11 protein-coding genes are annotated in these 13,002 nt (G+C 54.5%); 3 read left to right on the top strand and 8 right to left on the bottom strand.

The features are described 5' to 3' along the window. Nucleotides 1-71 precede the first annotated feature (71 nt). Entirely contained in the window at nt 72-740 is a 669-nt protein-coding gene (locus IE188_RS15975; protein WP_191287523.1) for a hypothetical protein, read from the top strand. 4 nt (nt 741-744) lie between these two features. Here IE188_RS15975 and IE188_RS15970 read toward each other — a convergent pair whose 3' ends face one another. From IE188_RS15970 to IE188_RS15935, 8 genes are all read right to left on the bottom strand, one after another. Beyond that, a complete protein-coding gene (locus IE188_RS15970) occupies nt 745-1,941 on the bottom strand; it encodes a DNA methyltransferase (protein WP_191287522.1) in 1,197 nt (398 codons plus the stop codon). A gap of 261 nt (nt 1,942-2,202) precedes the next feature. Further along, complete coding sequence (locus IE188_RS15965) at nt 2,203-2,811, bottom strand: mobile mystery protein B (RefSeq protein WP_229836934.1); 609 nt, start codon at nt 2,809-2,811, stop codon at nt 2,203-2,205. Next, nucleotides 2,808-3,269, bottom strand: coding sequence for a helix-turn-helix domain-containing protein (locus tag IE188_RS15960; RefSeq protein WP_191287521.1), 462 nt, complete (start codon nt 3,267-3,269; stop codon nt 2,808-2,810). Before IE188_RS15960 ends, IE188_RS15965 begins: the two co-directional genes overlap by 4 nt. 133 nt (nt 3,270-3,402) lie before the next feature. After that, the gene (locus IE188_RS15955) at nt 3,403-4,959 is read right to left on the bottom strand and encodes a relaxase family protein (RefSeq protein ID WP_191287520.1); all 1,557 of its coding nucleotides are present in this window, start codon (nt 4,957-4,959) and stop codon (nt 3,403-3,405) included. Then, entirely contained in the window at nt 4,953-5,381 is a 429-nt protein-coding gene (locus tag IE188_RS15950; protein WP_229836933.1) for a plasmid mobilization protein, read from the bottom strand. Before IE188_RS15950 ends, IE188_RS15955 begins: the two co-directional genes overlap by 7 nt. Before the next feature lie 19 nt (nt 5,382-5,400). After that, nucleotides 5,401-6,252, bottom strand: a complete 852-nt coding sequence (locus IE188_RS15945; RefSeq protein WP_191287519.1) for a helix-turn-helix domain-containing protein — start codon at nt 6,250-6,252, stop codon at nt 5,401-5,403. Nucleotides 6,253-6,734: 482 nt separating this feature from the next. Then, the gene (locus tag IE188_RS15940; protein WP_191287518.1) at nt 6,735-8,273 is read right to left on the bottom strand and encodes a stealth family protein; all 1,539 of its coding nucleotides are present in this window, start codon (nt 8,271-8,273) and stop codon (nt 6,735-6,737) included. 26 nt (nt 8,274-8,299) lie between these two features. Continuing rightward, complete coding sequence (locus IE188_RS15935) at nt 8,300-9,421, bottom strand: CDP-glycerol glycerophosphotransferase family protein (RefSeq protein WP_191287517.1); 1,122 nt, start codon at nt 9,419-9,421, stop codon at nt 8,300-8,302. Nucleotides 9,422-10,062: 641 nt separating this feature from the next. Here IE188_RS15935 and IE188_RS15930 point away from each other — a divergent pair. Continuing rightward, on the top strand, nt 10,063-12,213 hold the full coding sequence (locus IE188_RS15930) for a bifunctional glycosyltransferase/CDP-glycerol:glycerophosphate glycerophosphotransferase (protein WP_191287516.1): 2,151 nt from the start codon (nt 10,063-10,065) through the stop codon (nt 12,211-12,213). Nucleotides 12,214-12,221: 8 nt separating this feature from the next. After that, nucleotides 12,222-12,851, top strand: coding sequence for a sulfotransferase family 2 domain-containing protein (locus IE188_RS15925; RefSeq protein WP_191287515.1), 630 nt, complete (start codon nt 12,222-12,224; stop codon nt 12,849-12,851). The last annotated feature ends 151 nt before the right edge of the window (nt 12,852-13,002 follow it).

The raw sequence follows: 13,002 nt of genomic DNA, 5'->3' as shown, positions 1-13,002 counted from the left end.
AGATGAGCCAGACCCTCTCTTAGATCAGGCCGCTAACTGCCCCAAAAACTCTGACGACGGACACAGGTTGGTTGACGGAATACCCAAAACAAGAGCGGGTGCGAGCGAGTGAAAGAGCCAAACTACTCCGCAACGTGGGAAAAGTGATCCAAGAAAAATGGAACAGTGATGCAGGGCAGATTCTCTCGGATTGCAATGGCCAACTCACAGGCGATCAGGGGTTCTTAGCTCTTCTCGACGAGTTCGACGCCTTTTCAGCTGACCCACTTAGAAAGAAGAGCCAAGTGCTAGCGCATGATCTACTGCGAGAAGGCTCGATCAACTTCGTTGACGAAGAAAAAATAGCCCCCGCAATAGACTACCACATCATCCGTTCATACCTCAGGACAGGAAGAGTTATACCTAAAGACACTTCGCTAAACCCTTTTCTTGCTGGACATCCAAACCCTAGGCCCAGGTTAGTGAATAAGCTGAGAGAAACTGTAGCTCAAGCGGCTGAACTTACTGCGTTTTATGCTGGAATCTCAGTGCCTGACCTGAACTATGTTGAATGGCAAATTGGGAGAGCAATTTGCACTGCCAAGAACCCATGTTGCACTCATGTTGAGCGCAGCGGCATGCCAAACGACGTTGCAAATCTAGTTGAGCATGCGTGTCCGTATGCGAACTTTTGTGAAGCGCACTTGATTGATGAATACCAAATGTATCAAGAACCAGTTTTCGACAAAGGTTTCTACTAGGCGGCTAACTGTATGAAAACTCCAAAACATACTCGTATAGTGTCTTTTCGGTTGCATATTTTGTCTGTCTGGGGCTCATCCGGCCCATATGACCTTTAACGGTTTCACGGCGAGTAACATTGCAACGAAACCCGTGCGCCACTAGTGATTCAAGAACGATTTGGTGCGTTAGTACGCGCAACTCCTTGTAAAAGGAATCTTGGATTACAATCGCCCCGCGCCCGTTAGCCTTCATCACCCTTCTCAGCTCCGCTGATACCTCGTAGGTCGAGCGAATGTAGTCTACGTAGTTCCAATAGTAATAGCTCTTCGAAGCTTTGCTGGAGTGGTTCCAGATCTCGTTTAGAAGAGACTTGCAATATTCTCCGATAGGATAGGGTGAGACGTCCTTACTAACAATTTTTGTCGTGCCAATCATTTCCTTTCTCGTGGTTTCAGCATCGATTCCAGAAAGATCGCAAAGAACCATGTTCGCCGGATAGTTGCTGACGAAATAGTCCAAACGATTCAGGTAGGGCGGTGAGAAAATAGCGATGTCAACCGAATCTGTCTCGATTGGCATGGATCGCGCATCTGCCAATCGGGCTTGAGGTAAGGGGGCGCCGTGGCGAATGTTCAGTGAGCGCAACATCTCTGCAAAGGTGTTCGTCAAGATTTCAAGCTTTGTGTCTCTGGAAGGCTCCCCTGCCAAGAGTTTTCGAATCCAGACTGGGTTGGAGCCCGTCGTCACTTTGGCCGACTTGTTTGCTGCAATGATCGCGCAAAGGAGCACGTACGCACTGTCATCCAGTTGTGATTCTGATGTGCTAAAGATGCTTCGAAGCCAATTTCGCTGTTGGTCCATACCTTCCTTCGGAATCAACGAAGCAATCAGAGCCAAATCGGAATCGTTGAAAAGAGATGCCGTCTCAGAAGAGAATGCGTTCAAACTAGGATTCGGGTTCCGAGAAGAAAGAACTTTATCAAAGGAATTTTGATGAGGTGCAGTTGAGAATCTCAATTTTGCCAAGGCTACGGAGAAAGGGCTAAGATCAAGGCCGATTGACGGCAATCCAAGTTCATTTGCAGCGCCGAGTGTGGTTCCCGCACCGGCATAAGGGTCTAAGACAATCTCACTTCGTTTTGTTGCCAATATGTTCAAAGCGTCAATTGCGAATGAATGCGAGAACGACGCATACACGGAAACGAAGTGCCCGAACAAATTCTTGTCATGCGTACTAGGCTTGGGGGAGTGCGCTCTCTCCCAAGCATGACGCCTGTCATTGAACTTAGCCGATTGGAACAAATCGGACGGAATGTTCTGGTCTCGTTCCCACACTTCGGTGGTAACCTCTCAAGCTGTTGTGCAGATTTCAGCGATGACTTAAGCGGGTGCTCAAATCTCTAAATAGGTCCTAGTTCATTCGCGCCCGTTTGTTAACCAGTTCGATACGACGGAGTCTCAGACCGGTCTTCTAGAGCATTACTTTTTTGCTGTTTCCTTTAGAAGGTCAACCAACGGCCCAAACTCAAACCCATCCGCAGCCCGCAACGCAGCAATATACCGCGCGCGGTGGTCGCTGTCGGCGGTCAACGTCCCGCCGCCTGACCAATCAAGGAAGAGGTCCGGGTCAATCGTTGCCAGGTAAGCGTCCGCCAAGATCCTTGCCCAGCGTCCGTTGCCGTTGGCAAAGGGGTGAACCCAGACCAGCTTGTGATGAAAGCGTGCGGTGGCTTCCAGCGGGTCGTAGGTGCCGTTCTCGCGCCAGTAGCGGGCATCGTCCAGGCAGGTGCGCATCTCGGTCGAGATGTGCCAGACCGGCACGCCGATGTTCTTCTCCGTCAGGCGATAGACACCCGCCCAATCCCAGACCTGGCCGAACAACCGCTTGTGGACCTCGCGGGCGGCATCGTCGGTCAGGATGTCGAAAGACTTGGGCCGCCGGTCCAGCCAGGTCAGCCCTTCGATGATGTTCTCACCTTCCAGCTCGTTCAGCTCTCCACGCGTGGTGATGTGCTTGGCCTTGAGACCAAGCAACTCGTCGGGCGTCAGAGGGGTCGCGCCGGTTGGCTCGTGCAGTTCCAGAGTCACTTCCAGAAATCCCTCGGCATCTGACGCGCTATTTCGCCCGCGAGTTCCTCGATCATCTCTTCCTGGCTACGCAGGCCTTCAGTCTGCTCTTCCAGCGCCATGTGCGCGCGGGTGCGTTGAATGATGCGTCTCGCCTTCTTGCGGGCCTGGGCCATGACAATTTCCACAACCGGCCCCTCGCGCGGGATGATCGCGTAGACCAACTTGCCGCCCATGGCCTCAGCCATCTTGTCGAGCTGGTTTAGAGAGATCGTCCCGGCCTGTTCATTCTGGATGGAACTGTAGACGCTGTTCCTGGACACACCCAACCGCTCGGCCAGAGCCGGTGCGCTCATGCCGATTGCTTCCTGGAAAGTCGCAATCCAACCTCCAAGTGGCTTGGCGAGGGCTTGAGCCACCTGCCTGGCCTGATTGATCTTGCCTTCTGCTTGCCGTTGTTTTGCACGTGAAACGGACATCTGCCAACCTGTAGTTTTGCATATCAGACATTCTTGTAATGTCAAAATATGGCATTTCTTTGCACTTCGCAATACTATGCTATGGCAATATATCTTCATATGCCAATCCCTGACATGGCATAACTCACTCGATTCAATGCGTCAGCCCCCGATCCATATCCCGCTCCCGCGCCTCTAGCTCTGTCTCAGCCTCTCTTCGGCGTCCCTCGCTAAGCTCAAGCTCTCGTTCAACTTCGCATCCAGCGCGTTGTAGGTGGCCTCTTCGCTCAGCAAGCCACGCAACGCCTGCATTGACGCGATCTGCGAGCGTATGAGCAACGTCGCGCAACCCGCGATACCATCCAACTGGGCTTGCAGCCTCTTCGTCGAGCGTGCTTCCAAGCCGCTCAATTCCTGTGCTGAGGTTTCGCAGGCCGTCACCAACCGCTCGACGCAGGCGAGCAAGTCGCGCTCCAAGGCTGTCAGGGGCGTCGTCATTCATCTCTCCTCGATCTTGATGCAGATGACCGGCGCCCCGGCCAGCGTGCAGGTCTTCAGCTCGGTCCTGTCGGGGTCCAGCGTCAGCCAGGTCTGTTCCCCCTGGGTGATCCGAGTCAGGCCCAGTTCCGCCATCTCCGAACGTGTCAGCACCGCTGTCCAGAGCCAGCTCGCGGCCATCATCGAGGCGATCCCCGTCACGATCAGCCCCGAGATCACCCAGGGAGAGATCGTCAGCCAGCGCCTGATCTGCTCGGTCCGCGTCTCGAACAAGCTCCTGTTCTCGTTCAGGAAGCGGCGCGTATCGATCTCGATGGTACGCCGCGCGTCGCTCGCAATACCCGTCAAATCGGTCCTGAAGCTCTCCAGCTGGGATGTCATCGAGGCGGCGTAGTCCTGGCGTATCGCGTCCAGCTCCGCGTTCAATTTCTCGCTCAGCCGGGTCGGCTTGCCAGTCTTCATGGAAAATCTCTCCTTTAAGCCGCCAGCGTTCGCCGGTCTCGGGGTCCTGGGCGGTCAGGTAGGCCTTGCCGACGCGGGGCAGGTCGAAGCCCGCGTCGGCAAGGGCGTCGAGCATGCTGGTGCGATCCTCGATCAGGCCCATCGATATCTGATCGAGGATCCAAGCATGCAGCTCGTCGCGGCCCTGGGCGCGGGTTGGGGCCTCGATGGTGTCGCGGACCTCCTGCGCACGCTCCAGCTCCATCGGATCGGCCCAGCCGTGGCGCTGGTTCATCAGGTCGCGCAGGCTGTCATAGGCAGCCTGGTAGCCCGGTGGCGCGATGTTGAGGCTGCGGCCCGTGGTCAATTCCAGGCGCGGGGTGCAGAAATGTAGCTCGACGCGGTCCTCGTGGCTATGCCGGACCCAGAGCATGTCGTATTGCTCACCGTCCAGCCCGGCGAAGGCCAGCTGCTCAAAGGCGACCATGACCTCGGCCTGCTGTGCCTCGCTGGGCGCGTCCTCGGCGGCAAAGCTGATCACGCCCGCGCGATAGGTCCATTGGTGACGGCTGGCGTCGATCAGCGCCTCGGTGCGGCCTGGATCACCGCGCAACACCTCGGGCAAGGGGTCGCGGGTCACGGTCAGGGGCTGGCCGTCGGCATCGCGGATCAGGTCGCGGTTGCCGTCATAGGCCAGCACGCGCTCGGCCACCAGATAGCCGACCGGCCCCGCGCCCGCGCCCTTACCGTTGGGGAAGAACTTGATCAGCACCGCCGCGCCTCGTCGAGAAGTTGGGCGAGCTGGCGTTCGATCACCAACAGGCGACGGGCGACGGTCAAGCTGTCGAGGTCGGTGCGGCCCACCAGCATCGCGCGGTTCAGCCATCGCGCGATCTGGTTGAGGTTGCCGCCGATGCGCCCCACGGCCAGCACGAGCGCCGGATCGACGCGCGGCACGGGCTTGCGGCGGCGCGCCTCGGTGAGGCCAAGCGCCTCGCGCAGAAGCGTCGCGGCCGGCAGACCTGCGGCCTCAGCCTTGGCGCGCAGCTCGGCCTTCTCGGTCGCCGTGCAACGGAAGACGAAAGTCTCCGTCAGCGGCTCTTTTGCGCGGGGCTTGTCCGCGCCGGTGGGGTTCGAAGGGGAGGCTTGCCGCCCCTCGCAAGGTCCCGTGTCAGAAGCGCCAGCGTATGACATGGGTCGCCTTGCTGTTTCCTCAGACCGCATGACGGTTCTTCCCCACGGTCGGGGCAACATCCTGCGGAAGACGCGAAGCGCCCTGCATCTGACGCGGCGCAAGGGGCGTAATGCGGGGTGCATCTGACGAGGCGCATGCGCCGTCCTGCGCCGGATGAATGACATCCCGCAGACGACGCAACTGGGCCTGCCATTCCGCGCTGCCCATCGGGGCCGGTGTCCGCGCCGGAAGCCAGAAGCCCAAGTGATGCTCATGCGGTGACAGGGGCAGGCTGCGTTCCAGCGTGGTCATCCCTTCCCGGGCCAGCCGTGCATCCCAGTCCCGGACAAAGCAGATGCCCCTTGGAACAAAGACCAAGCCCGGGTGCGTTCCGCCGGATTGCCCTTCATCGGGCAAATCCGGCGCGGACGCGCCCCCCTGTTCTTTTCTAAGTTCTTGTTCTCTATTCGGGGGGCGATCCTGTCCCCCTTTGCCGGACAGGTTTGTCCCGCTTTGCGGACAGGATTGTCCCCCTTTGTCGCGATTAAGCGGGACAACCTTGTCCCCCTCCCGGCGACGTTCGGTGGCCCGTTTCAAGGCCGCTTCGGTCGGACGATAGCGCGAGGATTTCCCCTTGTTGGTCCCGCGTTCGATGGTCAAATAACCCGCTGCCTCGGCCTTGTTCAGCGCTCGCTTGACCGACTTGGCGTGCTTGCCGATGGCCGCGCCGATGGTCTCGAACGAGGGGCGGCTCTCGCCGGTCTCATGATCGGCGTGGGCCAGCGCCAGATAGAGCGCCACGCGCAGGGCGTTGTCGTCCAGCTCGTGGTCGGTGACCATCTCCAGAAGGTATTGCAGCTTGATCTTGCAGAAGGGCAGAAGCTCAGACATCGGCCCCTCCCGCGATTGCGATCAAACCCGTGATCTGGTATCCACTCTGTGCGAACTTTTCGATTTGGCCGTTGACGCGGGTGCCAGCCCAGTCAGCGGCTTTTCGGTTTCTTGAGCAACCGGAAAGGTTCGCCAGAGGTCCGAAAAGCCCAATCAAATCAAGGGGTGGGGATTTCGGGTTCGTCAACGTAAGCCGTTGATTTCCCTCACCCCGCACAGTCCTACACGGCTCACCACTTTTGTCTATATTGCCAAGATATCGCGGGCTGCGCAAAAGAGCGCGGCCATGGTTTGCCTGTTTGCCTGATGCTATGCGGAAGCAGTGGGAGAAAGAATCGTGTGTTGTTTCGAGGCCATGCTACTGTGTTGTGCAATCGTCCGGTTTCCCTTTGATCGCGTTAGGACTCCTTGGACCTGACTGGCGTTGTTTGTCGAAGTTTGGCACGAGGTCGATGGAGCTAAGTGCGTCGTCATTTCAAAGCCTAACCGCCACGGAACCGAAGTAGGTACTTACGCAGGCTGTAAAATAGCGATCTCTCGTGTTTGCCCCGCCGCAGAAAGAGCAGGCGGAGATAGAGCCACATCAATTGCGCTTGGCGATTCAAAGGAATTTCGTGGTGAGACGTTTGGTTCAAGCAGAAAAACTTGGTCGGATGCCGTCTGAGTTTCTGCAGTTTGCCAATCAACCTCAGTTGACCGGTGTCAATGTAGCGGTAATCATCCAAGTCGCATCCTGAACGATCTGCAAGACCTAATCCAACGACGTAATAATATGCGAGGTTTCCGGTTGTATTCAGGTCTGTATCGGATCGAATACGTGCTGAACGAGTATGAGAGAACCTTTCCGAGTACTCTGCTTCAATCATTCTAAGCACCGACTTGCGCATTGGATGCGGTGTATGAAGCACCTTGGCGACGGGTGTCATTCGAAACCGCTTTTCGATGATTTCAACTGTATTCAAGAATGCGGCATCAGTTGGCTTATCCCCAAGCGCAACAAAGTCAGGATTATGGGAAAGAGAAGGCGAAAAGAAAGTTCGTTGAGATCCGTCTGAGCCGAAAAAATCCTCGGGCGTTACAGGTTTTCCAAGGAATACATCGTCATTGAAGTACAAGAAGTGTTCCGCGAGACCCGATATGCGATGAAGGCAGCTTTCGATTGCATGAGAATTGAAAACAGGCAGTACCGATACATCAGGAAAAATCTCGCGATGCGATACGATTTTTATCCGGTCAGAACCTTTGAACCAGTCGGGCGTTTGCTCGTCGGTTACGATAAAGATGTTTCGTACCCATGGCGCATGCTTCAGAACGGACCTTAGTGAAAATCGCAGCTCTTCACGCGACATGAATCGCAACGCCGACGCATGAGTTGTAGTCGTAGTCTTGCCGACATGTTTCGCGAACTTGGCTTGCCAAACCGGGTCGCTTGAATCAACCCATGTATAGACGACATCAATCGGCCCCAAACCGCCTTGCGTTGAAGTCAACTCGCCAGCAAAATCTGTCGGCTGAACGTTTTGACTTGGATGTTCAAATTTGGTGGACGAGATCACGCATACTGGATCGCCTCGGCAAAACCCGACATATGGCTCGGTCAGGTTGTCGAAATTCATGTGCCGCAACGGAGCGTTCTTACTTCGAGCAGAGTATCGACCATCCATATTCGTTTGGTTGTAGAAATAGAGCGAGATACCACATTCGCCCACTTCCAACGAGGAAATCTGGAGTATTTCTGAGTCTTTCAAGCTCGAAACACCTTCGACGCCGGAAACATGTCTTGGTGGTTGAGATCGACGAAAACAGAGATGAAAGCTTAAAGATGGATTACTGCGGATCCATTGGATCAACGGCAAGAGCGCTTTTGCTCCTACCAGGATATTGAAATGTCCGCTTTCATCTTCGAGCCGAGAATACTGGTGCGTGTGTTCTGCTATCAGTGCTTCCAGACTACTACGCACACTCTCTTTGTCCACACCGCTGCCCTGTTGTGTCAGATGTGCGCCGCGTTTCAAGGACATGCCTGTCACATTGGTGCTGCCCACTGTCATTGGCCGGAAACCCATCGATCGAGTCTTTGCCGCAGTGCTGTGCGAAAGCTTATCACCACGGGTTTGGTGGGTCGGCTGGCCAGTTTTGCGTATGTTGAGCCAATCGATTCTTGAACGATTGTTCGCTCAACCTCATCGTTGATCAACTGTTCGAGAAGTTCCAGGGCAGCCGGAACTGCCTTACCTTTGTTGCTCAAGAAATCGCTGGGGTTCATCTGTGCGTTAACCAGATTGTAACCTTCACTGGCGAGCCTGTCGAAGAACGTTATCAGGCTGTCATCACTATCCAGGACTTCACCCAACTTCGATCCGCAAGAGATTTCGATGCTTCTATCATCAGTTCGTTTTACGGACTGCGTGTAGCCGGGTTGAAACAATGCCACTGGACGATCAAGAAAGATCGCATCAAAAATGGCACCCGAATAATCAGACAATACGATATCGGCCCCTGATATGTGATCAAGAGTATCCGTATAGCCATCCAAAAGCGTGATGCGCGGATTGTCTTTTAAGCGCTCTATGACGTCAGCATTCGCAAACTCGGAGGCGTGGTGCAGTTTGATCGAGATCGGAATTGCCGAGTTGAGCTGAGGCAGCAAATCCGCAAACCGTTCAAGCGTGGAAAGTTCGCCATAAGTTGGCAAATACAGTAAACCTCCACCACCTATCCTTGAGGGCGTATAGCCATCCAGTCTAAGATTTCCGACTGAACGCGCGACCGCGTGCCCCTCCACCATCTTGGTAGAGTAAGGTCCATACATCATGTTGAGATCGGCGCTCGTGCGCCACAGTCCATAGTTGTAGTACTCTTTCGCCATGCCATATTGCACGACCACGGTGCGTGCATGACGGAATCTTGCGTTCAAATGCTTCGGCGTCATGATGAAGATGACGTCAACCTGCTGATCGACTACGCTCAGTCTCGACTCATCAACCACAACGTGTGGACAATCAAGTGAATCGAAGAAATCCCGAGAGAAACCAAAAGGTGTGCTTTTTCTTGTTTCTACAACGACTAAAGGGTTTTTGATTGCCCGTATCAGAGGCTGGTAAATCAGATAGTGAAAGGGGTGAGAGATAACGAAACCGACTCGTATATCGTCCAGATTGCGACGCATGTTTTTTCCGTTACAATTTGATCAGCTTAAGCGGGAATGATTTCATCTATCAATGATTGCATGTGTGGTCTAGCGGATAAATAGAAAGGCCAATCAGGTTGAGCCTGCCACCAAGATCCGTGTTTCGCAGTCCTTTTTTGCTTCCCGTGTCCGCGTCACAATGTCCACAATTCGCAACGGGCATTACCAGCGCGAAACACTCCGTTTTGGCGGTTCCAAGGGGCGCTCACCTTCAACCGAAGGTGAGGTAGAGAAACTTCGTGAACTTCGCTTTCCTCTCGAAGTTGCGGAGCATGCCACATCATCCGAAAGTCGGTTTATGGTGAAATGATTTTTGCAGATCCAATGTGCGCATCTTCGAGGGGCTTTAAAGCTCCGATGCCTCTATCGGTTTGAGTTGTTTCAGCGGATCAAAGTGACATGCCGATTGCGTCGGACGCTACGCGAACCGCAGAGTGGCAAGGCTGTATCGAACTGGGATCATCGGGCGAAAACCTTGACGCACTATCAATAGTAAAGGCCCGTAACCGGAACGCTCGCATCGCGCGATGAAATGCACAAACGCCTGTTCGGCGCTTTACCTGGTTCATCGGTTGTGAGAGTAACCCAGTCAACTTGTCCCTGGTAGAAGCCGAGTTGCGATGTCTTCAAAGCGTATTTCCGTTATCATAGCGGCCTATAATGTCGAGAACTTCATCCAGCAGGCCATTCAGTCGGCGGTTGACCAGTCCCCCCCCCTTCACGAGATCATCGTCGTCAACGACTGTTCGACCGATGAAACGCCGCGTCTGATTGAAGAAATGGCACAAAATCAGACGAACATCAGGATGATCACCTGCCCCGAAAACTGCGGGCTGGGGGCGGTGCGCAATTTTGGGACGGAAAACGCGTCCGGCGACTACATCGCCTATCTGGATGGTGATGACTTGTTTACGCCCGAGGCGCATGCACTGATGCAACATGCCATCGCCACCGATCCGGATCTCGCCATCCTGAACCACAGCAGGCTTTATGTTGACGGGCGCGCGGTTCCGAACACAATGACCAACGCCTTGTCTGCGGGGGTTCACACGACACCGAAGGAAAAGATCGCACTTTTCGAGAATCTGAATGTCGCATGGAACAAGCTATACAAGCGCGAATTTCTGCAACGCACCGGCCTGACCTTTCCAGTCGGTAAGTACGAAGATATCGCGTGGAACTATCTTGCTTTGATGTATGCGGACACGGTTGCGACCTCGCCTGAGGTTATCGTTCTCTATCGCCAGCGCGACGGATCTATCTTGCGAAGCCAGAATGACACACATTTCGAAATTTTTGACCGTTGGGACGAGCTGTTTGAAGCACTTCGCGCCGATCCGGTGCTCTGGAAGACCTATGCCGACAGTCTGAAGCTTAGAAGGTTCAGAAGCCTGATGCATGTTCTGGATTCCCGACGGCTTCCCGATGCGAGCAAGCCGCGATTTGCGGAGCGGATCAGGCAGGTATGCAAGCCGACCGAAAACTTCAGCCGCCCCGAAGTGGCGCGGTCCGACCTCGCGCTGGGATATCATGGGGGATATTACCTGCGGCGCGTTTTCCGCGCCAAAACCCTGTTGCGTGTCAGGCTGGGCATAAGGCAGGCGCCAGCATTTGCCCGCCGCGTGATGGAGGCTGTAAACCTTCAGCTATATCGGCATGTTTTTTTGAAGCTGCCGATGGATCGCAACCTTGTTGTTTACGAATCTTACTGGGGCAAGAAGATCGCGTGCAATCCTTACGCCATTTTCAAGCATCTTCAAAACACCGCCGGGGATGATTATCGGCATGTCTGGGTGGTGCTACCGGGCAAGGACCTTAGGGAAACAGAAGGCCACGCCGAGCACGTCAGGCAGAACAGCCTGCGTTATTTCTATCACCTGGCCCGCGCCGGTTATCTGATCAACAACGCGAATTTCCCGGACTTCCTGGTGAAACGACCGGGCTCGATCCACGTGCAAACCAAGCACGGCACACCGTTGAAGTATATGGGGCTGGATATTCTGACGAAAGATCCGAAGGCCTTCGAGGACCCGATGGCTTTTGCCCGGCGTTGCTTGCGATGGGATTACGTGATTTCTTCCAACCCATATTCCTCGAGGGTGTGGCGGTTGGGGTTCCCATATAATTACAAAATGATCGAGACTGGGTATCCGCGAAATGACCGTCTGGTTGCCCAGCGTGATGTCAACCAAGCCGAGTTCCGCAAGAAGCTGGGCCTTCCAAGCGACAAACGAGTGGTGCTTTACGCGCCCACGTTCCGACCGGAATACCCACGTGTCGAGGCTGCTGGGCAGCCAAACAAAGAGCAGATCGTCACGGCGATCATGAAGGGTCTTGACGAGGATTGCGTGCTTGCCATTCGGGATCACTACTTCCTTTCCGCCAGCAGTGCCTGGGCAAAAGATCCGCGGATTGTCGACCTTAGCGCACATGACAGCACCAACGACGTTCTTCTGGCCACGGATCTTCTGATCACTGACTATTCTTCGATCATGTTCGACTTCGCTGTGCTGAAGCGCCCGATTGTGGTTCTGGGATATGACAAGGCACTTTATGAGCAGGCGCGAGGCATGTACTTCGATATCTCGGAGGAACATCCGGGCGTGTACTGTGACGATTTGGACCAATTGACGGAGGCGCTGAGGCGCAGAACCTATGAGTCAACGGTTGCTCGAAAATCACTTGACGCCTTTCACGAAAAGTTCTGCCCTTGGGAAGATGGAAACGCGTCTGTTCGTGTATGCGATGTGGTTTTCAATAACGCAGGTTAAGGGATAAAATGCCACTTATACGAAACGCGGATAAGCTCGTTCATTTTGTGCATGTGCCGAAAACCGGTGGGACGTCGATCGAAAAAGCCCTAAAAGATGCGGGAGCCAAAGTTGCACTGCTCTACGGCTCGCGATTCAACGGGTATTGCAAGGCGACTTTTCAACATATGAACGCCGACATTTATGAAAAGGTTATACCCGCGGAGTTTTACGATTACAGTTTTGCGGTGGTTCGGCACCCGTTCACACGACTGGTCAGCGAATATTTCTATCGTCGCAAGCGCGGGTTTGCGAAGCGGACATTTGATGATTGGTTGAACAAAGCGATAGATAACTATCACAAAAATCCTTACCTGATGGATAACCATTTCCGGCCACAGGTGGACTTCATTCGCCCGGATGTAGAGGTTTTCAAACTGGAAAATGGGCTTGAACACCCCCTTGCCGCCGCCGCCGAGCATCTTGGCCTTGATCTTCAGGGTGCATCCATCCACGTGAACAGAAGCAAGGCCAAGGAACCTGTGCGTTGGACCGGGAAGACCCGTGCGCGTGCGACCGAGTTCTATCGTGATGATTTCGAAAAATTCGGGTATGATCCTGGCGAGAGCCATCAGGAGCTTTTGCTGAAAATCTTTTAGTCTGGGCTCAGTCAGTATTGGCTTTGATGCACAGTAAGGATCGCACGTGAGGCGCTGTTCTAGCCATTCGATTTGGCAATGGCGTATCGGCTCACAATTCAAGGTTCTGACCTGAGATGCCGGGTGTCGGTATTGTCCCACGTCAACGACG

The organism is Aliiroseovarius zhejiangensis, assembly GCF_014656375.1.
GTDB lineage: Bacteria > Pseudomonadota > Alphaproteobacteria > Rhodobacterales > Rhodobacteraceae > Aliiroseovarius > Aliiroseovarius zhejiangensis.
The sequence above is the reverse complement of the archived record's forward strand: the minus strand, read 5'-3'. Positions and strand labels throughout refer to the sequence as shown.

Coding starts and splice junctions, on each gene's coding strand:
- IE188_RS15960 (WP_191287521.1), bottom strand. CDS start 3,269: ATGTCCGTTTCACGTGCAAAACAACGGCAAGCAGAAGGCAAGATCAAT.
- IE188_RS15950 (WP_229836933.1), bottom strand. CDS start 5,381: ATGTCATACGCTGGCGCTTCTGACACGGGACCTTGCGAGGGGCGGCAA.
- IE188_RS15945 (WP_191287519.1), bottom strand. CDS start 6,252: ATGTCTGAGCTTCTGCCCTTCTGCAAGATCAAGCTGCAATACCTTCTG.
- IE188_RS15940 (WP_191287518.1), bottom strand. CDS start 8,273: ATGTCCTTGAAACGCGGCGCACATCTGACACAACAGGGCAGCGGTGTG.
- IE188_RS15935 (WP_191287517.1), bottom strand. CDS start 9,421: ATGCGTCGCAATCTGGACGATATACGAGTCGGTTTCGTTATCTCTCAC.
- IE188_RS15930 (WP_191287516.1), top strand. CDS start 10,063: ATGTCTTCAAAGCGTATTTCCGTTATCATAGCGGCCTATAATGTCGAG.
- IE188_RS15925 (WP_191287515.1), top strand. CDS start 12,222: ATGCCACTTATACGAAACGCGGATAAGCTCGTTCATTTTGTGCATGTG.